The organism is Roseicyclus salinarum (assembly GCF_029624655.1).
In the GTDB taxonomy this organism is placed as follows: Bacteria; Pseudomonadota; Alphaproteobacteria; order Rhodobacterales; family Rhodobacteraceae; genus Roseibacterium; species Roseibacterium salinarum.
On sequence record NZ_JARRSA010000020.1, the window covers coordinates 41,684 to 66,524 of the forward strand.

General features: G+C 65.1%; 13 protein-coding genes, 1 tRNA gene and 1 pseudogene. 10 read left to right on the forward strand and 5 right to left on the reverse strand.

Going from position 1 to position 24,841, the window contains the following annotated elements; genetic code table 11:
- Nucleotides 1-18: 18 nt before the first annotated feature.
- A complete protein-coding gene (locus tag P6F26_RS13560) occupies nt 19-675 on the forward strand; it encodes a hypothetical protein (protein WP_278029239.1) in 657 nt (218 codons plus the stop codon).
- Nucleotides 575-784 carry an HGGxSTG domain-containing protein gene (locus P6F26_RS13565; RefSeq protein ID WP_278029228.1) on the forward strand — a complete coding sequence of 70 codons (210 nt, stop codon included), beginning with the start codon at nt 575-577 and terminating at the stop codon, nt 782-784. The genes P6F26_RS13560 and P6F26_RS13565 overlap by 101 nt, the downstream gene beginning before the upstream one ends.
- A 42-nt stretch (nt 785-826) precedes the next feature.
- Here P6F26_RS13565 and P6F26_RS19700 read toward each other — a convergent pair whose 3' ends face one another.
- Entirely contained in the window at nt 827-1,066 is a 240-nt protein-coding gene (locus P6F26_RS19700) for an HNH endonuclease (protein ID WP_430736748.1), read from the reverse strand.
- 503 nt (nt 1,067-1,569) lie between these two features.
- On the opposite strand from P6F26_RS19700, the gene P6F26_RS13570 reads away from it, so the two are divergent.
- Genes P6F26_RS13570 through P6F26_RS13580 form a run of 3 tightly spaced genes read left to right on the forward strand, consistent with a single transcriptional unit; the run spans nt 1,570 to nt 15,907 of the window.
- Complete coding sequence (locus P6F26_RS13570; protein WP_278029229.1) at nt 1,570-4,671, forward strand: hypothetical protein; 3,102 nt, start codon at nt 1,570-1,572, stop codon at nt 4,669-4,671.
- Nucleotides 4,668-9,608 carry a DEAD/DEAH box helicase gene (locus P6F26_RS13575; protein ID WP_278029230.1) on the forward strand — a complete coding sequence of 1,647 codons (4,941 nt, stop codon included), beginning with the start codon at nt 4,668-4,670 and terminating at the stop codon, nt 9,606-9,608. Before P6F26_RS13570 ends, P6F26_RS13575 begins: the two co-directional genes overlap by 4 nt.
- Nucleotides 9,609-9,631: 23 nt before the next feature.
- Nucleotides 9,632-15,907 (forward strand): hypothetical protein, encoded by a 6,276-nt coding sequence (locus P6F26_RS13580; protein WP_278029231.1) that lies wholly within the window; start codon nt 9,632-9,634, stop codon nt 15,905-15,907.
- Between the two features lie 147 nt (nt 15,908-16,054).
- Here P6F26_RS13580 and P6F26_RS13585 read toward each other — a convergent pair whose 3' ends face one another.
- Nucleotides 16,055-16,630 (reverse strand): recombinase family protein, encoded by a 576-nt coding sequence (locus P6F26_RS13585; protein WP_278029232.1) that lies wholly within the window; start codon nt 16,628-16,630, stop codon nt 16,055-16,057.
- Nucleotides 16,631-16,808: 178 nt separating this feature from the next.
- Here P6F26_RS13585 and P6F26_RS13590 point away from each other — a divergent pair.
- The 3 genes and pseudogenes from P6F26_RS13590 to P6F26_RS13600 all read left to right on the forward strand — a co-directional run.
- Nucleotides 16,809-17,048: pseudogene (locus tag P6F26_RS13590) on the forward strand (transposase); the annotation flags it as partial.
- 213 nt (nt 17,049-17,261) lie between these two features.
- A complete protein-coding gene (locus P6F26_RS13595) occupies nt 17,262-17,627 on the forward strand; it encodes a hypothetical protein (RefSeq protein ID WP_278029233.1) in 366 nt (121 codons plus the stop codon).
- A 1,383-nt stretch (nt 17,628-19,010) separates the two neighbouring features.
- Nucleotides 19,011-19,796: a tyrosine-type recombinase/integrase gene (locus P6F26_RS13600; RefSeq protein WP_278029234.1), complete on the forward strand. Its 786-nt coding sequence runs from the start codon at nt 19,011-19,013 to the stop codon at nt 19,794-19,796.
- 85 nt (nt 19,797-19,881) lie between these two features.
- On the opposite strand, the gene P6F26_RS13605 is transcribed toward P6F26_RS13600, so the two are convergent.
- Nucleotides 19,882-19,958, reverse strand: a tRNA-Arg gene (locus tag P6F26_RS13605).
- 149 nt (nt 19,959-20,107) lie between these two features.
- On the opposite strand from P6F26_RS13605, the gene P6F26_RS13610 reads away from it, so the two are divergent.
- Both P6F26_RS13610 and P6F26_RS13615 read left to right on the forward strand, forming a co-directional pair.
- On the forward strand, nt 20,108-21,094 hold the full coding sequence (locus P6F26_RS13610; protein WP_278029235.1) for a LacI family DNA-binding transcriptional regulator: 987 nt from the start codon (nt 20,108-20,110) through the stop codon (nt 21,092-21,094).
- A 101-nt stretch (nt 21,095-21,195) separates the two neighbouring features.
- Complete coding sequence (locus P6F26_RS13615; RefSeq protein ID WP_278029236.1) at nt 21,196-21,921, forward strand: phosphatase PAP2 family protein; 726 nt, start codon at nt 21,196-21,198, stop codon at nt 21,919-21,921.
- A gap of 9 nt (nt 21,922-21,930) precedes the next feature.
- Here the strand turns inward: P6F26_RS13615 and P6F26_RS13620 are convergent, their stop codons facing one another.
- Together P6F26_RS13620 and P6F26_RS13625 are read right to left on the reverse strand one after the other, a co-directional pair.
- Nucleotides 21,931-23,346, reverse strand: a complete 1,416-nt coding sequence (locus P6F26_RS13620) for an L-serine ammonia-lyase (protein WP_278029237.1) — start codon at nt 23,344-23,346, stop codon at nt 21,931-21,933.
- Between the two features lie 425 nt (nt 23,347-23,771).
- Nucleotides 23,772-24,841 (reverse strand): porin (locus P6F26_RS13625; RefSeq protein WP_278029238.1); only part of this gene is annotated, 1,070 nt, incomplete at its 5' end.

Consider the following 24,841-nt stretch of genomic DNA (forward strand, 5'->3'; position numbering starts at 1 on the left):
AACAGAGGAAGCGAACAATTGACCGAGACAGAACTCAAATCGACGGCTTTCGAAGACGAACCGAAGAACGACAATCCATCAAAGGACTTCGGGGGTTCCCCTATAGAAGCATGGAACCATGTGCTCATCGATCAGGCCATTAACTCGCTCTGGATCGGGAATTCTCCTGCTGACAAGCAGGACAGTCAGGTTCAAGCCGCTATGACTGCACTCTTGGGCGTTCGACCAAGAGACGAACTAGAAGGCATGATGGCAGCCCAACTGTTCGCGGCCCACAGCGCTGCCATGGAGTGCTATCGCCGAGCCATGATACCTGGACTCCCGATCGAGAGCAGGCGTTCGGAACTCAACCAAGCGACTAAGCTGTCGCGCACACATGCAGCCCTAGTCGGCGCTTTGGACAAGCGTCGCGGCAAGGGCCAACAGAAGGTGACTGTCGAACATGTCCACGTCCATGCTGGCGGACAAGCGGTGGTAGGAGTGATCGGCCATGGCGGGGGGGCAAACACGTTCTTGGAGGAACAACCCTATGCACAGCAGATTACCTATGCACCTGAGCCCACGCTGTGGAGCGATGACAAGAAGGGAGACAGCCTGCCAATCCCCTGCGATGAGGAATGGTCGCTGCCGGATGCATGGTGGGAAGTCACCGGGGGCCCCAAGGGGAAATTCTAACGCGCTCAAACACGGCCGCTACACTTCTGCAGCGATTTCTACACGCCAGGAGTTGTCTTCACTCATCCGCTCGATGAAAGAACTCATAGAGACGACCGACATCGAATAGCAAGAAATGTGAACTCAAGTTCACTGGCCGGACCGCCGGGAGTCAGTCGGCTTCAACCGAGGCAACGTAGTCGAGCATCGCCTTGTTAGTGTCGCTCGCATCATGCCCGTAGTGGGCCCTCCGATGGCAGGTGGGACAGACCGCCACGACGAAGCGTGGATCATCCGGGCCCCCAGCGGTCATCTGTCGAATGTGATGGGCTTCTAGGTATGGATTGCCCCCTTTCGTGGTGAACGGCGCCGGTTCCGCACAGTGCTCGCACAGACCGCCAGACCGCGGCATGACTTAGTCACGGACCGCCCGGCTTCGCTCAAATAGGGTGGCCGTTTCTTTCCGATCGACTCGGAGCGGCTCTGGTAGCGTCTAGGGGGCGCCCACGGAGCTCTGCTAGAGGTGCGGTAGGTAGAGGGCCGTCATTCGCCTCAGCGGCTTCTGTGACGACGCTCACAGGCCGGAGCTCAAACACGATCGCTGACCGCGAGTTTCCCTTGGTGTCTGGAACTTCCTCGGTGTGGCACCCCACGGACGGATGTGACCGCCTCCTAGTCCAGACCAAGTCGACTACTGAAGTATACTCGGCACCGGAAGGACGTGATCTCGCCGCCGATGGAGAATCCCGCGTTCTGAAGGGGTTTTTGGGCGGAGTGTCCTTGGGAGACCGCGGTGCGGCACGCGCGGTTCGCAGCATTGCGATAGTGACAGTTTTCCGCCCATACTCTTGAAATGATTGGTTTCGTCCATTCCTTGTAAATGACGGGGCGGAGACGCGGACGAAAAGGACTTCGATGACCAACGCAACGGTAAGCGGCCATGGTCTTCTCAAAGATCGTCTCGCACAGATCGAGGCGATCTTTCACGCGGCGTGGACCGGCCCGAGATCGACGCCCTTCCTGCCAGATCTGGCTCTGCCGGACCGCATCCTTGAAGAGGCGACAGATATTGCGCGGAGTTTTCCGCTTTTCGTCCTGTTTCAGAACAGCCCGACCCTTGCGGTCTGGTCCGTTCTCCGGCCGCTGGCGCTGAACTACGGCGCCGACACGAAGGACGTCTACGCCCACATCGATGAGTTCCTCGGCAAGAGTTTTCCGCCAGGCTTCGCGCGCGACGACCTTAAGAGGCGCTTCCGGAGCGCTGCGCGCTCGATTGGTCTTCCCGTCTCCGGCACCACGCCCACCGATCTCTTCTTCGCGCCCCTCGGCCCTGCCCGGCACCAGGTGGGCGATCTCGCCCATGCCTTCGTGGCGATGACCCTCGTCAACGGGCCGCCGGCGATCGAGGACACCGCCGCCGCCCGTTCCTGGCAGCGCCGCGCGGTTGCCGCGCGATGCCCCGGGATGACTCGGCTTCTCGCCACGATCAGGTTCGACGCCTCCGCCTGGTGCGCGCGTCGCTTTGAGGCCTGGCGCCAGGGCCAGGAGCCTGTCGGCGATGGCGAGGCGCATCTCTTCGACGCCTACGGAAAGGCCGCCTCCACCTACGGCCGCAAACGGACCGACCTCATCGGGCCGCCGCGCCTCTTCTGGCAGACCGACCGGCTGGCGCTCGAGGCCGAGGTGTCGAAGAAACCCCAGACGCTGAAGCTCGGGGCCTTCCCGACCAACATTCCGAGCGGCGGGCGCGTCGCCCTACGCGCGCCCTGGCCGCGCGAGGTAGCGTGGCGCGCAGGGATCGTGGACCAGGATATCCAGGTAGCACCCGGGCCCGACGAGGTTCTCGTCTTCGATGCCGATACGGGCAGCCTCCTCGCCCGTGTGGGCGCAGAGACGACAGAAATCGAGGTCGCCGCGGCCCGGCTCGTGGTTCTCGGCCGCCAAAGCTTCGCGAGCCCTTCATTCGGGGCCTCGATCCCGGCCCAGGATCCCGCCTTCCAGGTCGCTTGGGTGGAGGCAGGAGAGGATCTGAACTTCTCGAACCGGGGCGCGCTCGGGCTCGTGGCACCCCGCGAGGACGCGATCTGGATCGACGCAACCGTCCTCGGCCGCGACGGCAACAGAGCGCTTCACGCCGCTGATGGCCGCCTCCACCTGAAGATCGATCCCGAGGTCGGCGGCAGAAGCCGGATCCTGCGCCTGCGGATAAACGGGACAAGCCGCTTCCACCCGATCGAGACCTCTGCCGATGGCACGGCCGAGATCCTGTTCGCCGAGATGCACCTCTCCGCCCCGGGTGATCCAGGTGAGGCCATCTTCGATGTCCTGGTGCCGGGCGCGGCCGGGGAGGTCGATGCGCGGGCCACGCTCTCGACCCGCTGCTGGATCTGGCCCGGGCTTCCGACACCCGCGGGCGATCTTGCCGATGTGCCTGTCCCTGCGAACCTGGACCTCGCCCGCTCGGCCGGGCTCCGGGTCCTGGACGGGACGCTATCGGTCGATGCGGAAGCGGAAGAGGAAGTACCGATCCTCGGTCTAAGGGGGGTGCAGCGCACGCACGAGTTCCACCTCGCGGCGAGGGGCGAAAAGCTCTGGCACTGCCGTGTCGGTGACGGATCCCGCAGCTTCGTCCCTAAGGGCACCACGCTCGTTCTCGGCCAAGACAACCGTCACGACACGCTCCGCTTGCGGGCGCCCGACCGTACCGCCGATCTCCTCGTGCTTGGCCGCCTGACGCGGCGCCCCTTCCATCAGCGCCAGGTCCTCGAGATTGGCGCGGGTCAGCTCCAGGATCCAGTCGACGGCGACGACCGGATCGCGCTCCGGCGAGCGGACGGACGCATCGAACTCCTCGCGCGCCTCCATCGCCGAGCGGACCCCACGGGGCTGACGCTCAGCGACGGGGACGGCGAGCTTCGCCTCTCCCTCAGGCTCGAGACACCCTGCGACGCGCTTCGCATCACCGTAGAGACCGTGACAGGCGAATCTTTCCTGGGGGACTGGAGCTTCGGCCGGCATCCCGTCGACATGCCGCCTCTCCGGGGAGTCTCCGCCTCCTATGACCGGGATAGCCGCACCCTGTCTGTCTCCCTGTCGCGGAGCGTCCTGCCCGCGCCCGCCCGCGTTCTCTTCGAGATCCGCGATCCCGAAGGCCGGGTCGAGAACCTTCGGGACATACGCGGCGCGCGGATCGCCCTCGGCCTGCCGGGTTTTCTGCCGCAGCCAGACATCAACCAGCTTGCCAATCTCGCTCGCTTCCTGGCCGAGCCGGAGCCCGAGAGCCTCGACGGACAGGTGTCAGGCGCGCTCACGCCCGTCTACGAGGCCGCCATCGACAGTGTTGCTGGCGGCGCGCGGCTCGTCGGCTCGGTGAAGCCGCTCCTCACTCTCACTTGCGCGGACGGGAGCCCTCCGCGCCACGACCTGGTCGCCGCGGCCCCCTGGATCTTCGAAGCCGGGTCCCACGCCTTCTCGGGGCTCGCACCTGATACCGGTCTCGCGGCGCTCGCTTCCATGGCCGGCTCCGTCGCGCCCGATCCGCGTCCATTGATCTCCGGGGACCACCCGCTCGAGGACTGGCTGACCCGCGTCTCATCGGCCACTGGGGTTCCGCGGGACTTCCAGGCCGATGCCCTCACGCAAGGCTTCCGTGTCCTGCGCTGGCGGCTCCGGGAGACCGATCTTCACGACCTTGTCCGCGACGGGCAGAGAGGCGCCGCCGTTCGCCTGATCTGCTCCGCCCATGCCGAGGGGCTCGAGCAGCTCCGCTCCTTCGACACAGGCGGCGGGGGGGATCCGCTCCCGGTCCGGATCGCGATCCAGCTCGAGCGGCACGCGCGCGCCTGCGCGATGCGGGAAGCTAGCGCCTTCGTGGAGGCCATCGCCTTCCGAACCGGGCTTCCCCGCTCCGAGATCGGCCGCACGCAGACCATGATGCTCCGGGCCGGCGTCGAGATCTTCGCCTACTTCCGCGCCCTCTGGGCTCATGCCGCGAAAGGGGGCCAGGGACAGTCATGACGATCCTCAATCCCAACAGCTTCCGCGACCAGCTGAACGATATCCTCGGCCGCTTCGTCTCGACCTCGTCGCCGATCAACGAGATCCGGGCGCCGCACCTGGCCGAAGCCCTGCGGCAGACGATCGGCCGCCTCGACTTCGTGAAAGGTCCCTTCGTCGAGACCCTGCCGGACTTCGAGAAGGGCAAGTCGCTCGAGGGCCTCTGGGCTGAAGGCCTTCTCGCCCCGGCATGGGAGGCCTTCGGTACGAACGCGCCCGCGGTCTGGCGCCGACCGCTTCACGCCCACCAGGAAGCGGCGCTCGGGCGGGATGAGAACTACCTCGTCGCCACCGGGACAGGTTCGGGCAAGACCGAGAGCTTCCTTTACCCGCTCGTCAACGACATTCTCTCGCAGGGCAACCTGGGGCGGCCCGGGGTGCGCGCGATTCTGGTCTATCCACTGAACGCGCTCGCCAACGACCAGCTGGGGCGGATCGCCCAGCTCCTCTTTCGCGATCTCGGCGATCCCGGCATCACGCTCGGGCGCTACACCGGACAGGTGAAGTCGCGCGCCTCGCGCGAGGAGGAGATCACGCGCCTGAGGTCGAGCCCGAGCTTCATGGACACCTTCGGCGAGGATGCCGATGTGCCCGACAACTGGCTCCTGTCGCGCAGCGAGATGCGCGATCGCCCGCCCCATATCCTGCTCACGAACTACGCGATGCTGGAGCACATCCTGCTCCTGCCGATGAACCGTCAGCTTCTCGGCGGCGCCGACCTGCGCTGGATCGTTCTCGACGAGATTCATACCTACGCAGGCGCCCAGGCGATCGAGGTCTCCTTCCTGCTGCGCCGCCTCAAAGCCCATCTCGGGATCCCCGAGGGCCGGATCCGCTGCGTCGGGACCTCCGCCTCGCTCGATCCCTCACGGAAGGCCGAGCTCTCCGACTTCGCCGAGCGGCTATTCGGAGAACGTTTCGCGAAGGCTGTCTCCGTCATTACCTCGGCGCGCAAAGCGCACCCGGCGCTTGCCCGGACGGCTGCCCCGAGCGGGCTCAGCCCGGCGCGCTGGGCCGGGGCCCGCGAACTTGCCGAAGCGGTCCGCGCGGCGATCCAGAACGGCACCCCGATGTCGATCGAGGATTGGAACCAGGAGGCCCGGCTTGCTGGTCTCGGTGAGCTCACCCTCGAGGAGGCATCATCCCTCGGCGACGCGCTCATTGCGCGGCTTGCGGGCTTCGAGGAGATCCACCGGATCGCGCACCGCCTCGAGGGTGGTGTCGTGGCGCTCGAGACCCTTGCGCGGGAGATCTTTCCCGGCGCGGAGGAAGAGGCTGTTCCGGCCCTGATTGGGCTCATCTCCGTCGGCGTCCTCGCCGTCAGCCAGGACAACGCGGTCTTCCCGCTGCTGCCCGCGCGCTACCACCTGATCTCGCGGGCGCCCGACCGGACTGGGATCACCCTCAAGGCGCGCGCGCCGGACAATCTCGGCGAGGTGATTATCGGCGCCGATCACGGGCCTGACGACGAGCCTGCCTACGAGCTCTACGTCTGCCGGAATTGCGGCGAGCCCTACATCGAGGCCTGGGACAACGGGGTGCGCCTCGATCCGTCTCCGGGCGGCGTCCGCCACCTCCTCCGCCTCACCCCGGGCGGCCGGGCCCTGGAAGAGGACCCTGAAGAGGATGCCGAGGACCCGCCGGTTCAGCTCGTCCATCTCGACCCGGCCACCGGCGAGCCGATGGATCCCGACGATTCGCGCGCGGTGGTCCTCGACTCCGTTCCCCTTCACGAGGATCCGGACGATGGCGGGCGCTACCTCCACCGCTGCGCCGCCTGCAACCATCGCTCGGCACGCTTCAACGAACCGGTCACCACCGTGCGGCCCGGCGACGAGGCCATCGCGGCCGTGGCCGCGCAGTCGCTCCTCGAGGCCATGCCGCCGCGCGATCTCGGTAGCGCGCCGCCGATGGGCGGACGGAACCTCTTGGTCTTCTCCGACAACCGCCAGGACGCGGCCTTCTTCGCCCCATTCTTCGAGCGCACCTCGCGCGAGCAGGCGTTGCGGAGCGCGATTCTGCGCGCGATCGAGGCGGGCGGGCCTATGGACATCGACAACCTGGTCGGCGCCGTCCTCCGCGAACTCAGGTTCGACGGCCTCAGGCTCTACCGGCCGGGGGTCGTGCCGGAGCTCGAGACCGGGGCGAACGAACAGTTGCGCCTTAAGGCGCTGATCGCAGCCGAGCTGACCGTCTTCGGACGGGGGCGTCTCAGCCTCGAAGGCTTCGGCCTCGTCGGTATCGACCACACCGCCATCGCGCGGCCGGTGGAGATGGTGCGGAGCGCGCTCCCCGCGCCGATGCAGTCCTATGCGGAAGCCTTCACACGCTATCTCCTCAAGATGATCCGCGAACACCGCGCGATCGCCGAGAAGGAGTCGGGGATGATCGACCTCTCCGACGAGTCGATCTGGACCCGCATCGCCGCCCAGACCGGTCGCTGCGTCACGCTCGAACGCAATCCCCGGGCGACGCTCGCGCTGAACCTGGTCCCTGCCGCGGGCAGGCAGAACCGTTTCACCGATCTCCTCGGACGCATGTCCGCCTCTTGCGGCACGGAGATCGATCCCAACACGATCCGCGATGTCCTAGCCGCGTTCTGGAAAGCGATCGAGCACCCGAAGTCGATGACCGCCAAGCACGGCGTCGGGCGGGCGATCCGGCTCGACCGTGACTTCCTCGTCGTGCCGGGAGATCAGGTCTCGCTCTTCCAGTGCCTCTCCTGCGGGGCGCGCACACAGTTCGACACGGCGGGCGTTTGCCAGTCGATGGGATGCGATGGCCGGCTCAAGGAGATCCTGCCCGGCGACCGCGCGGCGCTCGGCCGGATCAACCACTATGTGGCGCGCTACCGGGAGCATCCGCAGATGGGGATCGCCCGCGAGCACACGGCGGCCATTGCGGGCGAGATCCGGTCGGACATCGAGGAGCGGTTCAAGGCGGGTGAGGTGAACCTTCTCTCCTGCACGACGACGATGGAGATGGGTGTCGATCTCGGTGACCTCGAGGCCGTTCTGTGCAAGAATGTTCCGCCCTCGATCTCCAACTACCAGCAGCGTGCGGGCCGTGCCGGGCGGCGAGCCCAGGTGGCGCCGATCGTCCTCACCACTGCCCGCTCAGGGCGCTATGACCGGGCCGTCTACGAGCACTTCTCCGAGTATCTCGGCACCCAACCAATCGTCCCCTATCTCAGCCTCGACAATGCCGGGTTCTTCCAGCGCCACCAGGTCTCGATGCTGCTCGCCCGCTTCCTCGAGCATCGCCTCGCGGGCTATTCCCGGACCGGATCTCCGCGGCTACGGGACGTCTTCGCCGAAGCGCTGACGCGCGAGGCCCGGGCCGAGTTCGATGCGGACTTCGCCGACTGGCTGGTCCGGGCCGGACCGGATATCGCCGCCGCGGCAGCGCTCGGAACGCGGCTTCCTCCGCATCTCGCCGGCATCGCGCTCGACGCGGCGGGTCTCGAGGGCGTCATCACGGAACGGGTCCGGCATTTCGCCGACGTGACCTGGGGGCGCTTCTCGCTGATGCAGGAGGCGATCGACGATTTGGAAGAGCAGCGCAAGGCGCTCGGGGCGACGGAGTCCGAGAAGTTCATCCGGATCGACCGCGCCCTCAACGCCCTTCGAACTCAGCAGCGGCTCTACCTCAACCAGTTCCTAGTCGACCAGCTGTCCCGGCGGGCTATCATACCGACCTACTCATTCCCGGTCCACTCGGTCTCGCTCGAGGTCCTAAACGCGGCCGGGCAGACCGCCGACACGGCGGTCCTCGAGCTGGACCGCGACGGGTCCATCGGGATCTCCGAGTACGCCCCTGGCGCGGAGATCGTGGCCGGCGGCCGGGTCTGGACCAGCGCCGGCATCTCCAAGCGTTCGAAATTCACCGGCGACGATGCCTTCATCGACCGGGCACAATACCGGGTCTGCGACACCTGCCGCTCGCCGCAGATCACGCCCCAGGGGGCCGAGCCGGAAGAATTCTGCCCGCAATGCGGATCGACTTTTCAGAAGAAGAACCTCACACGCCATTTCATACGCCCGCACGGGTTCGTCACCTCTGTCGCTGACGGCCAGGGCCGTGATCCCGGGGCAACCCGGATTCGCTCCACGGTCTCCGACGAGGCGCTTCTACTGACCGAGGCGCCGCGGTCGAAATACGCGCCCACGGACCTGCCCGGCATCCTGACCTTCCACGCGCCCGGCTCGAACCGTCCGGACGCAGAACTCGGCCGCATCATCACCGTCAACCGAGGCCGCCACGGCGGTGGCTTCGCGTGGTGCAACGCCTGCGAACACGCAATCCCCGTGCGCGGCCATGGCCCGGAACTTGGCTGGCAGCAGCCCGCCTTCCTCTCCGCCCATACCAATCCGCGGTCGGGGCAGCCCTGCCGGTTCGATCCCACGAAACAGGTCCGGCCGATCGATCTCGCGCATGTCTTCGAGACGGACGTACGCGGGCTTCTCTTCGAGGGGTTCCCGCGCGATCCCGCGGGCGAGACGATCCAGCCCAACCCGTCGCTCAGCCGCACGCTCCAGGAGGCGCTCCGCCTCGGCGCGGCCGAGCTTTTGGAGACCGATCCCCGCGACCTCCGGGCGCTCATCCAGCATCTCGACGGGTGCCTCGTTGTTGCGCTGTACGACTCCGTCTCAGGCGGCGCAGGCTATGCCACGCGGCTCACCAACGAGACCGGCTACTTGGCCCGCGATCTTCTACTCGCCGCGCGCAAGATCCTCGACTGCCCCAACCCGGATTGCACCTCGAGCTGTACCCGTTGCCTCAACGATTACTCTAACCAGCGGCTCTGGCCGGATTTCGATCGACGTCCGGCGCTCGCCTGGATGGAAGCAATCCTGATCGATGCCGGCGTCGCGATAACGCCGGCATGGAACCGATGACCCCACGCGAAGGACATACCGACATGGCCAAGGAAGAGACGAGCTCCGAAACCCCACGGTTCCGGGTGAACGAGAATCTTCTGCCGCCGAAGGAAGACTGGAAGTCTTCCGCACCGACCGAAACGCCGGAGGCCCGATTGGTGATGGCCGGGTGGGTGCCCGAGGATTGGACGCCACCGGCGACCTGGGGACGCTTCCGGATCTTGGATATCTGCCCGGAGGCGCCCGCCTATTTCGCCAAGGCTGGCTTCTTCACGGTGCGCGACCTGCGCACGCTCGTCTCGATGTTCGATCTTCAACTCGATCCCCGGGATGGCACTGAGATCTGGAGGTACCTGCTCCAGAAGACGCAGGATGTCCCCTGGATCCTTCCCGTCCTCGAGGTTCTCGTGGCTCAGAAGCGGAGCCAGAAGAACGGGGCCAAGTCCCGGAAGAAGTCGACACTCGGCCTCACCATCGCAAAACTGCCAATCTCCAAGCTCCGGTTGAACTCGCATCCGGAACTCCAGCCTCGCGTCGGAGAGCTCTTATCGCCTCCTGTCGAACCGGACGTGGCCGTCGCTGCGTTCTGCGAATACGCGTTATCGGCCTACTTCAACAAGATCGAGGAGGAAGGCTCGGATTCGGTCTACGCTCTCGCCAAGTCTGTCTTCACCTACAAGAGCCCCGAACACGCTATCGGAAGCCTCCTTGGCGAGATCGAGGATGTAGAAGACTGGAACAATCAGGCCCATCTCATCACCGCCTTCTTGGACAACAATCCGGACTTCGTCTCCGAGACGATCCATGCGCATGCCATCGCAGCGGTCCAGGCACTCTCGCGCGACATCAAACTCACCTCTGATGCCGACGATCTCTCAATGCTCGGCGGGATCGCTGTTATCGCGGCCAACCAGCTCCAAAAGCTCCAGGCCCCCCGTAAGGACGCGCTCCTCGCCCAGCTTAAGCGCCTTGGCTTGGAGGTGCATCCCGATGACATCAACGACGACCAGGTCCCCACGCTCCTTGCAGCTCTCGAGACCGGTGTCGCAGGACGACTGCGGCAACTCGATCTCGAGATTTCAGATCTCGAGGAAAGCGTCATCGACGTGAAAGAGCAGATAGCGGCCGCGACGGCTGCCGAGAATTACGCACGCCTCGGAACTCTCGGGGCGCAGGCTGCCGCCGACAAAGCGGCGCTCGAAGAGGCGCAGTCCACGAAGGGCCAAATCTTCAAACTTCTCGAGGAGTTCATGGCCGGCCTGCGGGAGGACGATGATGCCTTCCTCGAGGAGATCCGGGCACTCGTAGCCCATGAAGACGCGGGGTTTCCAGAGGACTTCGAGGCGGGCGCCGCCGGAGTTCTATCCGCCAGCAGCGCAAGCGACAACTCTCCCATGGCGATCCTCGAAAACGACGAGGAGGCCGACGAAGACTGGGGTGGAGATGACAACCTCGAAAACGGTGCCGATGCATCCGACCAGACCTCTGCGCCGGATCCGGCCGCGAAAGCGGCCAGGGAACCGGCCAGCGGCACCCCTACTGGCACGGATGCGGAGCCGGGTGTTTCCCCTGCAACCAAGTCGGATACGGCCAGTCTTTCAACCAACCTGGAGGCGGCCAGGGGAACGGCATGCGAGGCTCCGGGCAACGCTGGCGTGGAAAGCGCCGCTTCTATTACGAAAGAGGCTCTTCCGGGGCGCTCTGCATCCAGAGATGGCTCCACCGGCGTAGTGGACAATGCGACGGCGGACACGACGGCCGGCATCTCGCCGGGCGTCAAGGGCGAGGCTCCAGCGGCGGCTCCTGCGACCGAGGTGACGCCGGCTCCTGGAACGGCCGTGGCACCGGTGCCGGTGGCTGAAGTCGAGACACAGGCGCCTGCGCCCGAGACACAACCCGAAGCGGAGCTCGATTTGGCAGGGCCCGAGGCGGCGTTCGTCGATCCGCCAGCCCCGGTCTCGAGCCTCGTGCGCCTCATCGAGCGCGACCTCCTTGGCGTGGCCGCGGATGCTGCCCAGAGCTTCGAAGCCGACCGTCGGCCCTGGCCAATCGAGGCCTCCGCGCTTCGCGTCGCCGCGGGCAGCCGTGCGACCCGGCGCGGCTATGGCGCCGATACCCAGCAGTTTCTTGGTCTCGCGACCAGGGCATCGGGCGAATCCCAGAGCGAGGCCGGATCTGCACTCCTTCTCGGCGCGCTCCTAAGGCCGGCTATTTTCGAGGCGGGCTCGGGCTTCCGCAATGTCCTCCCCGATCTCTGTCGCGGCGCCCTCGGCACCCACCTCCAGGAATCCGTCGATGCCATCTCGCGGCTCGAGTTCGATTTCCCCCCGGATGCCGACGAGCTCGCCCGGCTCTCCGGCGTCACGGCAACGCCGCAGAAGCAGCGCTTCGCTGAACAGATCGGCGAATGGTGCGACACCATCATGGCGCGCAGTTCGCGCTGGCCCTTCGCGACCGCAGTCATGCATCACGCGGCTTCGGATGCCGGACCCATCGGTGCGGCCCGCACCGCGATCGCGGAAGGACACCGCGATGCTGTCGACGTGGCGCACCAGGCGATCAAGGAACTCTCGTCCGCCGACGGTATCGAGGCCCTGGCTGAGGCCTTCTCGGTCCGGAGCGGGCGCTTCACCGCACGTCTCCACCCCAAGGGCATCGAGTATCTTGTCCGCCAATTCGACGAGCCCCTCGGCCTTCTCGACAGCTGGGTCCGTGCCGCGACCCGCGAGGGCAGCCACCGGCAGCAGCCGGAGGTGCGCGTCAGGACGGCGGTTGGCAACCTAGTCTCCCGCCTCGAGAAGGCGACCTCTGGCCTCTCCGGCGAAGCGCGCAGCCAGGCCGGAACGCTCCACGGCGCCGTCGCAGGATGGATCGCCGAACAAATCCAGGGCGTCATTCACGCCCTTCGCGGCGAGGCCGCGGGGCGCTTCGCCACACTCGAGGAGGCGCTGGTGGCTGAGCGGGACCTCTTGCCCGCCACGGCGCGGGCGGCACTGGACGCGTCCAGCCCTGCGGCCGGGATCCTCGGCGCGATCCTTACCGAAGGGGATGTTCCCGACCCCGAGGAGGCATTCCGCCATGCCATCGAGGAGGGCGCGTTCGAGACTGCGGGCCGGCTTGCTACACGCTTCGGCATCTCCACGCGTGGCGATTTCCACCGCGCGATGACTGCCTTCGCGGAAGCCTGGGAATCGAGGGTCGAAGAGCGCGAGCGCCGGCTCAAGACGCTCTCCAAGGTCGACTACATGCACCAGTCCGAGATCAACCGCTACCTGGAGTGGTGCCATATCACGCGGCAGCGGCTTGCGGCCCTGAAGAGCGTTACCGAGATTCACGATCTCTCGGACATCCCAGCCGAGATCGACGACCTCGACGAGGTGGCGGGCCAGATCGAGGAGAAAATCCGGCAGGACCAGGTGAGGCGGATTGGCGAGTATCGCACGGAGGGCAACACCCAGGACGCTGATGCCCTCGCCGCCGCCATCGACACACTGGCGGTGGAAACCATCGAGGACCGGATTGCCCAGCTCCGGGATGGGCGGTCCGTCGCCTTCTTCGAAACTGATCTCTCCGGACTGGTCGATGCCTTCACGGGCACCTTCCTGCCCGCGGCGAACGGGCCGGACTGGCCGGCAGGTGCCGCGGCCTGGGAGAATGCCGCGGCGGCGCCTGGCCCGCTTCACATCGAGGAGGATCGCCGGACGGCGGGCCTTGCGCTCATCGAGCTGTACCAGAACATCGTTGCCTCGATGACACTTCGCAAGCCCGAGGTCTCCCGCGTCCGCGCCTTTCTTGAGGATATCGGCTACGACGCAGTCAAGATCCACAATCTCCGCGCCCTTGGCCGGACTGGCGCCTGGGCTGCCGAAATGACAGGCACCATCCAGCCCGGTGCCGCGGATGACTGGTTCCTGCCACCGGTCTTTGGATCGCAGGCAAACGGGAGTACGCGCCTCCTCCTCATCGGTTCCGACACGCTTCCGGAGATGATCATCAAGACGCTCTCGCCCGATACCGCTACGATCCTGCTCTTTGCCGGCGCCGTCGATACCGCCAGGCGTCACGAGCTCTCCCAGCACCTGCGCGCCGGCGCCTTCCCCGCCCTCGTCATCGACGAGGCACTGGTCGCCTTCACTGCGACGCGGCGTGAGACCCGAGCCCAGACCATCTTCGAGTGCGGACTTCCTTACGGGCGCGTCGAGCCTTACGCAACCGATGCCGGGAAACTGCCGCCCGAGATGTTCTTTGGGCGCGCCGAGGAGATGCGACTCATCATGTCGAAGACGGCGAGCGGCTGTCTAGTCTATGGCGGCCGCCAGCTCGGCAAGTCGGCACTCCTCGGACACATCGCGCGCACTCAGCATGCGCCCGCGGAGGACCGCATCGTCGTGACGCGCGAGGTCCGGTCGGTCGGCCACTCCGAGAAGTCCGTAGAGATCTGGACCCACCTCGCCGCGATGCTGTCCCCCGAGGTGGTCAAGCCCACGAGCCGCACGGCCGATGCAGTCGAGAAGGACATCCGGGAATGGATCACAATGAGGCCCCATGGCCGCATCATCGCGATGTTCGACGAGGCCGACCATTTCATGGATGCTGACACCCGGGATGACTATCCCCAGGTGGCGCGCCTGAAGAAGCTGATGGAGGAGACCGGCCGCGCCTTCAAGGTCATCTTCGCCGGCCTTCACAACGTCCAGCGGATGCTGAAACAGCCGAATTCGCCGCTTGCCCATTTAGAGCAACCGATCTGCATCGGCCCGCTCAACCGGACCGAGGCCGACAAGCGTGCGGCCTACGATCTCGTAGTCAAGCCGATGCAGGCGGCAGGTTTCCGCTTCGAGACCCCTGAGGCGGTGGAGGAGATCCTAGCTTGGGCGAACTACTATCCCTCGCTGATCCAGGAATACATGAAAGGGCTCCTTTCCGCCCTACACGGCACCGGGAGTGGCCGGAAGTACCATCTCGGCGAAGATGGGCCGCTCTGGCCGATCGCCACAGGCATGCTCTTCTCGCACCGGACCTTTGGGCATATTGAGCACCGCATCCGCGAGAAGTTCCATTGGACGCTGAACCTCGACCCCCGCTACGCGCTAGTCGCCTACACGCTCGGTCGCCTGAATGCGGAAGGCCAGGAGCACAAGGCCCGGGTGGCGGGCTTCGAGCCCGCGGTTCTGCTCGAGGAAGCGAGCCTGTTCTGGCCGAAGGCCTCCGAGATCCCGTCGGCCTCCGCCTTCGAGGCCCTCCTCGACGAGCTTTTCGATCTCGGCGTACTGGGTCGCGTTCCCATCCCTGGGACCAAGCGCTTCCGCTACCTACTTGGCTCGCGCCAGGTCGCGACGATGCTTGGCTCAGAACACGACATCTACCACGCGCTCCAGGAGATCGAGGACAAGGATCCCACTGTCGCCTATGACCGGGCCATCCACCGGCGGCGCTACAAGAGCGGCAGCGTCCAGGACCAGAGCGAATGGCTTTACACCCCGCTCACCGACCTCCAAATCGAGCGGGTCGTCCTCAAGGAAGAGGCGGCAGTCCGTATCGTCTGCGGCCTCGAGACCCTCGGGCTCTCGAAGGTCGGACCCTCCCTGAAGCGTATCGCGGAGGAGGGCCGGATTCCGGGGAGCCCGTCCGAGGATATCATTGTCGAGATTTCTAGAACCCAGAAGGAGCTTCGGACCCTCGTGGATCGGGCGAAAGGCAGCAGGGGCGCGCCGGTGCTGGCCATCTACACGCCTGGAGATCCTGTCGACGCCCGGAAGGTCATCGACTGGCTCGAGACTCAGAAGCCTGTTCTCGATCGGCTTGTGCGCCCAATCATTGTCCTCGATGCCGCCAACACCGGGCTCCGCGACATCGCCAACCGCCTCGAGCAGAGCCAGTTCCTGTCGGCCTGGGGCGCCGAGATGGTGCGGATGCATCTCCACCAGCTCGAGAAGCCCGAACTCGACACCAAGACCCTCCGGGGCGCCATTCTCGACGCCACGGGGGGCATTCCCTCCGAGGTGGTAAAGCTCGTCGCAGCCATGCGAACGGCAAGCGATCCGCTCGCCACAGCCAAGGCCTGGACTGCCAACCCGAAGATTCCCAAGGTCCTGCTCGATGGCCCGCTCGGCGTGACGCTCCGGATGCTCGATGTCTATGACGACAAGGACTACGAGGCCTTTGACGACCTCGTGCTGGAGGCGACAGGGTTCGACCTCGTGTCTCTTGGGCCAGATCTCGTCGCCACCGGTCTTGTCTCGACCTGGAAGCCTAGGGAAGGCCATATCAGGCGCTCTGCGCTGGGATCGCTTCTCTGCCGAACCGTCTCAGGCTGATCGGACCCATCAGGAACCGCCTCGCGAAGCGCCGGGCAGTGCGTGATGGACGGGGTCTGGGATCAGAGCTGTCTGAGTGAACTCAAGTTCACTGTCTTCGACGAGGCCTAGCTTTCACATCTTCGCTGTGAAGTCGGCGACACCGGTCTACGCAGTTTGTTGAGTAGGCTCTCGGTCACGAAGTATGCGATAGACTGACGCTCGCCCAATACCGAGCTGCTTGGCGATCTCACTTGCCCCGGTGCCTGCGCGATGTAGCTCCGCCACCTCATCTGCCTTTGCCATCGCGGTCGGCTTGCGGCCTTTGTATTTCCCGGCGGCCTTCGCCTTCGCGATCCCCTCCCGTTGTCGTTCGAGCATGATCTCACGCTCAAACTCAGCAATCCCCCCGAGCACGGTCAGCATCAGCTTCCCCGTCGATGTGCTTGTGTCGATATCCATCCCGAGAATGCGGAGAGCAGCCCCCTTGTTCTTTAGTGTCTCCACTATTTGGAGAAGGTGGGGGACTGAGCGCGCCAAGCGATCGAGTCGAGTTACGATCAGCGTGTCGCCTTCCCTGATAAAGTCCAAGGCTTCAGCGAGGCGTTGTCGAGACTTGGTATCGACGGATGATACCTGTTCTTCGAAAACCTTCTCACAGCCCACCGCCGCCAGCTCATCTCGCTGGGCGGCCAGCCCTGCCTTCTGGTCGAGCGTCGATGTTCGTGCATATCCAATCAGCATAATGCCACTCCGTATCAATAGCATCATAGACAATATGATACGGCATGTCTCAAAATGCAAACACTACCCGAATGAGACTCATTCTCCCGGTATCCGGGTTGTCTCACAGGGGCATGGTCTATCGGACACATGATGAATTGGGATGCGCCGCAACTAAGCAAACCAAGTGCGGGCGCCTAGCGACCACGGCAAGCACGGGAATATGGTCGAAAGCTACTTCTTGTGCCTGCGCCGCATGGTTGTCGGCCAGCACCATCGCGTCAGCCCGCAGTACCTGCACCAGTACGCTAACTAAGCCGCGTGGCTGGAGGACAACCGTCGCTCGGACAACGGGACGCTTGCGCGGCAGATCGTGGCAACCGCAATGGGTGCGCCAGTCAGCCCGGTATGGAAAGGCTACTGGCAGCGGGCTGCATGACGGCTACTAGTTGTTGTGGCGAACAAGGCACGAACCCATAGACTCAGCGTCGGGCCATATGATATCCAGAAAATTGGAGCGGTCAGGATTCGTGGTCCTGCCGCTCCTATTTGCAACCCCGCCGGGTCGGGCGGGACTGTGATATCACGCCCCTTAATTGACAGAGGGGGTGGCGGCGGTCAAGCCCGATCCGGTTTCACAATGGAGCCGATCATGGCATTCACTGTCACGTGGCCCGGTATGAACGGGCAGACCTACACCCTCGAAACGTTCCCCATCGGAACAGAGTTTAACCACGTCTCAGGTGTCTACATCACCTGCCGGGAAACCCTCGGCGGGCGGTGGGAAGCCTACTATGTGGGCGAGGCGCAATCCCTCTATGATCGCCTCAACGCCGGGGCGCAAAACCACGACGGGCTGAAATGCAGCCGCGCTCGCGGCGCCACCCATATCGGAGCCTTGGTTATCAGCGGTGAAGCCGAGCGGCTTCGGGTCGAAACAGAACTTCGCCATTCGTTGAATCCTCCCTGCAACAAACAGTCTGTGCCCCGCCGGGCAACTAGCTTGTTTGATTTGTGATGATAGTTCGGCTGGCCCTACGGGGCCAGCCACACCCGCCCCTCATGCCTAACCAACCCCCTCGCCTTCATGCGGCTAAGAGCGATGTACACGCGCTTGTAAGCGGCCTTCTTGTCTAGATTGCCCTCCACCTTCGCCGCGATCTCTGCGCCCGTCAGCGGCCCGTTCCGCAGGGCTGACGGGATAGCCCGTTGCAACTCGCCCCTGCGGAACACCTTCGGGACTTTCCTCGCCAGCGCAAATGCTTCGGGATCGTTCCCGCGCTGGTGCAACAGGTCGTCTACGTGTTCCAATCCCGGTGTGCCTCCCCTTGACGTGCTGGTGGACGAGATCGTCTAGAACCTAGAGTCCGCGCTAGAACAATTTCGCGGTGTTGCCGCTGAGCTGTCATACATTCGGAAAACCGGTTGGAGCGTGCCTACGTAGTTCATCGTGGGCAATGTGGATGGCAATGACCCAACGACCAGGCTGACTGCCACCTCAAACCATTTGCCATCACCAATTAGTTTTGCTAGAGCTATCGGTGAGATCAAGAGGTTTCTCCAGATGCGCTTCGGTGTCCGAGCAAAGAGAGCATGCGAAATAGCGCGCGTTGAGCCAGCACGGTTCAATGAAATGGTGCATGCCGGTTATTTTCCCTGCGCACCCAAGACCCGTCCAGGCTCAGCGCGCATATTCGATCTTGATCAGATCGTTGCGCTCAAGATTTTCGGGAACCTACTCGCAATGTCGGTAGCGCCTGAGCGAGCAGGCCGAATCTCCTGCGCTGCATATGAGCTATTCGGAGGAAGGCAGAACGTCGAGCGGCTGGTTTATCGATGCGACGCTTTCGGAGACTGGGTCATGGAGCAAGAAGACTCGACCTACTCACTTTCAGCGTCACAGGGACTCAGGCTCGTTCTCGACATTTCCGAACTAAGGGAGAACGTTGGGGACTTGCTCGATTGGGAGCGCGATTTCGGAGGAAGGCAACGCGATGCCTAGCCCACGATCCCCATCGATGCCGACGAGGCGGCAAATCGAAGAAGTCTACCGTGCTGCCCGGGAGCTTTGTCCGGGCGCGCGGATCAAGGGGGTCGGGCCGGAGGGAGTGACCTTCGACTATCCTGAAATTACGTCGGCTCCCAGCGATATGTGGAACGGCAAGCCCTTCTCTGACAAGGAAGCATGATGCGTCTCCCCTACCTTCGCTCAAGATTGCGACGTGGGCGGTGGTTCCACGTTTACCGCCGCAATGGAAAGGAAATCGCGCTAGGTGTTCATGGACTGCACCCAACTGACCAGCGCGTCACAGCGGCATGGGCAGCGGAACATGCTAGATGGGAGCTCCAGCCACCCGAAACCTTGACGCCGAAGGCCGGCACGTTCGCATGGGCGGTGGACATGCTGTTTGCATCGCCAGAGTGGGCGAAGCTTGCCTCGTCGACCCGAAAGAACCGCGCGGCCATCCTGCGCCGTTACGTGAAGGCGCAAGGTGCTCGGCCCTTGTCCAGCATCACCACGGGGGATATCGAGGCCGCGCTCTATGCCAAGGGCGGGAATGGCGCGATTAACGAGTTGAAGGCGCTCAAGTCCGTCTTCGAGTATGCCAAGCGGCTTCGGTTCATTGCGTCCAATCCGACCCGAGGCATCGAGCTTGTCCGACCGGCGAGTAAAGGCTTTGCCACGGCAGGCCCGGAGGACATCTCCAAGTTTCAGGAGCGGTGGCCGGTTGGCACGACCGAACGTCTTATATTCGACCTCGCGCTCTACAGCGGTGCGGCGCGGGCCGATCTGACCCAGCTCAGTCGAAGAAACGTCGCCGGCGACATCCTCTCCTTCAAGCGACAAAAGACGGGCGTGCTGGCTCAAGTGCCACTGACGTCCGAGCTGCGGGCCGTGATCGAGCGAACTCCGCATATCGCGCCGGCCTTTCTTCTGACCTCAAAGGGCAAGCCGTTCTCGGCAGCCGGGCTCGGAAACCTCTTCGGAGACGCGGCCCGGGCCGCTGGCATTACCGCCCGCCTGCATGGGCTGCGAAAAGCGTTCTGTGTCTATTGGGCCGAACAGGGCGTAACCACGCACCAGATCGCGGCCATGGCGGGGCATACAAGCTTGTCCGAGGTCGAGAGATACACAAGAGCGGCCGACCGCCGCAGGATGATTCAGCTATTGATCAAGGATGTGTGACTTTGGGACACGCCAGCCGATCAGCGGGACACAACTATGCCAACCACATGAAAAGAAAGGAACAAACATGAGACAAAGATCTGAATGGCGACCCCGGCAGGACTCGAACCTGCAACCTATCCCTTAGGAGGGGATTGCTCTATCCAGTTGAGCCACGGGGCCGTCACGTCCTTCTGGGACATTCTGCGCGGCGACGCAACATCGGCCATGCCGGGTTGCGGCATGCCGTGTGCGCGGCGTATCAAGGTGCGCACGACCCCAGCCGGAAAACAGCCTTGCGCGGACGCAATCCCTTCGACGGAAAACCCCAGATGACCCTGCGGGACGTGGCCGAGGCGGCCGGCGTCTCGGAAATGACGGTCAGCCGGGTGCTGCGCCAGCGGGGCGACGTGTCCGAAAAGACGCGCGCCCGGGTCTTCGAGGCCGCGCGAAACCTCGGCTACGTTCCCAACAAGATCGCGGGCGCGCTTGCGTCGAACCGGGTCAACCTCGTCGGCGTGGTGATCCCCTCCCTGAGCAACATGGTCTTTCCCGACGTCCTCGGCGGGATCGGCGCCGTGCTTGACGACACCCCGCTTCAGCCTGTCGTGGGAACGTCGAAATACGACGCCGACCACGAGGAGCACGTCATCTACGAGATGCTCTCGTGGCGGCCCTCGGGCCTGATCGTCGCGGGGCTCGAGCATTCGGACGCCTCGCGCGCGATGATGTCTGCAGCCGGCATCCCGGTGGTCGAGGTGATGGACGTGGACGGCGACCCGGTTGCGGCGGCGGTCGGCATCAGCCACGTTGCCGCCGGGCGCGACATGGCCCGCGAGATCGCGCGGCGCGGCTATCGCTCGATCGCCTATCTCGGGTCGTCCTCGATCCGGGACCACAGGGCGCAGAAACGCCTCAGGGGCCTGCGTGAGGGGCTGGCCGAGGCCGGCCTGACGCTTGCGGACGAGCGGTTCTACGACGGCGCATCGGGATTCGGCACCGGGCGCGCGATGACCGAGGACCTGCTCACGCGCCGGCCCGACATCGACTTTCTCTACTACAACACCGACATGAACGCGGCCGGCGGGCTTCTCTATTGCCTCGAGAAGGGGTTGGACATTCCCGGGGACGTAGGGCTTGCCGGTTTCAACTCGTTCGAGGTGCTCGACGGCCTGCCGATGCGGATCGCCACGATGGACAGCCAGCGCCACGAGATCGGGCGGCGCGCGGCCGAACTGGTCGCGGCGAACGCTCTGACCGACGAGATCGTCCGGCTGGAGCCCGAATTCCTGCCGGGCGACACGATCCGCCCCGTTTGACACGCACACGGCCCGCGGCGCGGCACATCCGAAGGAACCCGCCCGACCCTTGGCCGTTGAGGCGGCATGACGCCAGCATCCTCCACGCGCACGCGGCCGCAATGACCGGACGCCCATCCTCCGCGCTCGTCGCCGCCCTGCGCCGCAACGTCGAGATCGGCGGCCTCGTCCTTCTGGCCATCGTCGTCGCGGCGGTCTGGGGGTTGGCCGAACTGACCGACGAGGTGCTTGAGGGCGCGACCCGGAACCTCGACCGCGACATCCTGCTTGCGCTGAGGACCAGGGGCGATCTGTCAAACCCGATCGGGCCGCCATGGCTCGAGGAGATGGGCCGCGACTTCACCGCGCTCGGCGGCACCGCCGTGATCGCGGGCGCGACGCTTGTCGTCGCCGGGTTCTTCGCGACGCGCCGCTCGCTGGGCTCGATGCTCTACCTTCTGACCGCGACGGGCGGAGGCATCGCCATCTCGGGCATTGCGAAAAGCGTGTTCGACAGGCCCCGCCCGGACCTCGTGCCGCACGGCTCGATCGTCCACACGGCCAGCTTTCCCTCCGGCCACTCGATGATGGCCGCCGTCGCATACCTGACGCTGGGCGTTCTGATCGCGCGCGTCCTTCCTCAGCGGCGGCAGAAGGTCTACGTCCTGACGGTCGCCGTGATCGTGGTGCTTCTGGTAGGGGTCAGCCGGGTCTATCTCGGCGTGCACTGGCCGACCGACGTTGCGGCCGGATGGCTGGCAGGAGCGGGCTGGGCGGTCCTGTGCCTTATGATCGCCCGCGCCCTCGCGCGGCGCGGCCATGTGGAACCCGAGGCCCGCGAAGCCTGAGGCGGGCCTTCAGCATTCGGGCAGGTTGACCGCAAGGCCGCCCTGGCTCGTTTCCTTGTACTTGGTCGACATGTCGAGGCCGGTCTGGCGCATCGCCTCGATGCAGTTGTCGAGCGGCATGAAATGCGTGCCGTCCCCGCGCAGCGCAAGCGAGGCCGCCGAGACGGCCTTGATCGCGCCAAGGCCGTTGCGCTCGATGCAGGGCACCTGCACGAGGCCTCCCGCCGGGTCGCAGGTCATGCCGAGATGATGCTCGAGCGCGATCTCGGCGGCGTTCTCGATCTGGGGCGCGGTGCCGCCGAGTGCCGCGCAAAGGCCCGCCGCCGCCATCGCCGACGCGCTTCCGACCTCACCCTGGCAGCCGACCTCGGCCCCCGAGATCGAGGCGTTGTGCTTGATCAGCCCGCCGATGGCCGACGCGGTCAGAAGGAACGTCCGCCGCCCCTCCTCCGTCGCGCCGATGCAATGGTCACGGTAGTAGCGCAGCACCGCCGGAACGACGCCGGCCGCGCCGTTCGTGGGCGAAGTCACGACACGCCCGCCGGCCGCGTTCTCCTCGTTCACGGCCATCGCGTAGACCGACAGCCAGTCGTTGACGGTGTGCGGCTGGGCGACGTTGCGACCCCGCTCCGCCAGAAGCTGCTCGTGGATATGCTTCGCGCGCCGCCTGACGCGCAGGCCGCCGGGCAGCTCGCCCTCCATCCTGAGGCCGCGCTCGATGCAGTCGTCCATCGCCTGCCAGATGGCGTCGATCCCGTCGCGCACCTCGGACGGGGCGAGACGCGCCGTTTCGTTGGCCCACTTCATCCCGGCGATGCTCTGCCCCGAGGCGCGCGCCATACCGAGCATCTCGGCCGCCGACCCGAACGGATAGGGGCAGCCCGCCGCGGCCTTCTCTCCATGAAGCACGGCGGCGTCGCCATGCACCTGCCGCTCCAGTTCGCGCGCCGTCATCACGAAGCCGCCGCCGACGGAATAATACGTCTCCTCGAGGTAGAGGTTCCCGGCCGTGTCGAGCGCGCGCAGGATCATTCCGTTGGCGTGGCCCGGCAGCGGGGGCCCGTAGTCGAAGACGAGATCGGTCTCCGGATCGAACCGAAGCGGCGGCAATCCGGGCGGGGTCACGGTAGCCGTGCTTCTTACCTCGGCCTCCAGCGCCTCGGCGCGGTCGGGATCCAGCGTTGCGGGCTCGAACCCCGACAACCCGAGGATCACCGCGCGATCCGTGGCGTGGCCCTTGCCGGTAAAGGCGAGCGAGCCGTGCAGCGAGCAGCGCAGCCCGCCAAGCTGACCCGCGCCCGGTTCCTTCTCGCGGCCCGAGCGGAGATCGCCGAGAAAGCGCGCGGCCGCCGTCATCGGCCCCATGGTGTGGGACGAGGACGGGCCGACGCCGATCTTGAAGATGTCGAAGACGCTCAGGAACATGGCGCGCTGGATAGCGCATCGCGCGCCGGTTCTCACGCGGAAAGCGACAGGCGGCGCGCGGTTCGCGACGAAGGTCACTGTTGACGAGGACGGGGAATCACGGGGCGGAATCGCCCTTGGATTCCGGTGGGAGCCAATGGCTCCAGCCGTCCCCTATCCACACGGTCAGGGGCTTCGATTGACCAGCATTTCGCCTTTGTTCCTATCGCCTTATCAATTCAATGATCGGCGTTATTGAAAAATATCGTCAATTTTGCATCCTCGACCGCCTGTATCGAGATCGGCTGATGCTCCGGATATACCCATTGACGCACCCCACGCCTGCAATTTTCCGAAGCCGTGCGGACGATGGCGGCGCAAGCATCCTCCAGACGAAAAGAGCGGGCACAGGGCCCGCTCTCTCCAATTCCTATGATCCGGTAGGATCAGAAGGACATTGCCAGGCCAAGCGACCAGCTCTGGAAGTCGCCGTCGACGCCGTCGATGTCCGAGTCGCCGTAGGCTGCGTGGATCGATGCGCCACCGCCCAGGTCGTAGGAGGCTGCGAGGCCGAAGCCGGAGGCGTCGGTGCCGTCCAGTTCGAAGATGCCGTAGTTGGCACCGACCGAGATCGCGTCGAAGGTGTAGCCGGCCGAGATCGCCATGTGCGTGACGTCGGTGCCTTCGATATCCCAGTCGTTGTACATCACGCCACCGGTGAAGCCGCTGTCGAGCGTCACGCCGGCGCTGAACGCGATGGCTTCGATGTCGAGGCTGTCACCTGCCGCAACGGGGATGACGATACCGTAGTCACCGAGGTTGGCGAGTTCGACGGTCGAACCACCCACGTCAGCAATGGGATCGCCGAAGGTCGGCGACGTCGGATCGTTGTCGATGACGGGGTTGGCCGAAGCAGCCGCGCCGACAACGTTGGCGGACTGGTAGCCGAGGCCGAGAGCGACGGAACCGCCAGCGATCGCCATGTCGTAGCCGACACCGATTGCGTAGCCGGCATCCGCGATGTCCGCGTCGTCCATCTCGACCGACACCGCGAAGGTGAAGGCGTCGAAGGAGTAGTCGTAGCGCAGGATCTGGCCGTCATAGAGACCGTCGAGGAACGAGCCGAGGTAGCCGGCGTGCAGCGTCTCGGAGTCGTCGATCGAACCCGGGTTGCCGAAGTTCTCGGTGATGACGAAGTCGAGCGCACCGTCGGTGTCGCCCATCGTCAGGGTGCCGAAGTCGCCCGAGATGAAGACGGTCGTGCCGTTGTCGTCGAACGAGTTGGTGCCTGCGGCGGTCTCGTCGATGTCGACGCCTGCGCCGAAGGTCAGGCCGTTGTCGGTCGTGCCGGACATGGTGAAGGTGACGTCGATGTCCTGGAAGAACTGGCTGACGCCGCCGGTGCCGTTGATGGCGTCGTCACCGCCGCCCGCGATACCCATTTCGGCGTAGCCGCTGATCGCGACGTCGGCCATTGCTACGCCAGCGGTTGCCACAAGGGCAGTCGTAGCGAAGA

What these genes read in the sequence shown, in the direction of transcription:
- P6F26_RS13565 (WP_278029228.1), top strand. Translation starts at nt 575, where the DNA reads ATGACAAGAAGGGAGACAGCCTGCCAATCCCCTGCGATGAGGAATGGT.
- P6F26_RS19700 (WP_430736748.1), bottom strand. Translation starts at nt 1,066, where the DNA reads ATGCCGCGGTCTGGCGGTCTGTGCGAGCACTGTGCGGAACCGGCGCCG.
- P6F26_RS13570 (WP_278029229.1), top strand. Translation starts at nt 1,570, where the DNA reads ATGACCAACGCAACGGTAAGCGGCCATGGTCTTCTCAAAGATCGTCTC.
- P6F26_RS13575 (WP_278029230.1), top strand. Translation starts at nt 4,668, where the DNA reads ATGACGATCCTCAATCCCAACAGCTTCCGCGACCAGCTGAACGATATC.
- P6F26_RS13580 (WP_278029231.1), top strand. Translation starts at nt 9,632, where the DNA reads ATGGCCAAGGAAGAGACGAGCTCCGAAACCCCACGGTTCCGGGTGAAC.
- P6F26_RS13585 (WP_278029232.1), bottom strand. Translation starts at nt 16,630, where the DNA reads ATGCTGATTGGATATGCACGAACATCGACGCTCGACCAGAAGGCAGGG.
- P6F26_RS13595 (WP_278029233.1), top strand. Translation starts at nt 17,262, where the DNA reads ATGGCATTCACTGTCACGTGGCCCGGTATGAACGGGCAGACCTACACC.
- P6F26_RS13600 (WP_278029234.1), top strand. Translation starts at nt 19,011, where the DNA reads ATGCTGTTTGCATCGCCAGAGTGGGCGAAGCTTGCCTCGTCGACCCGA.
- P6F26_RS13610 (WP_278029235.1), top strand. Translation starts at nt 20,108, where the DNA reads ATGACCCTGCGGGACGTGGCCGAGGCGGCCGGCGTCTCGGAAATGACG.
- P6F26_RS13615 (WP_278029236.1), top strand. Translation starts at nt 21,196, where the DNA reads ATGACCGGACGCCCATCCTCCGCGCTCGTCGCCGCCCTGCGCCGCAAC.
- P6F26_RS13620 (WP_278029237.1), bottom strand. Translation starts at nt 23,346, where the DNA reads ATGTTCCTGAGCGTCTTCGACATCTTCAAGATCGGCGTCGGCCCGTCC.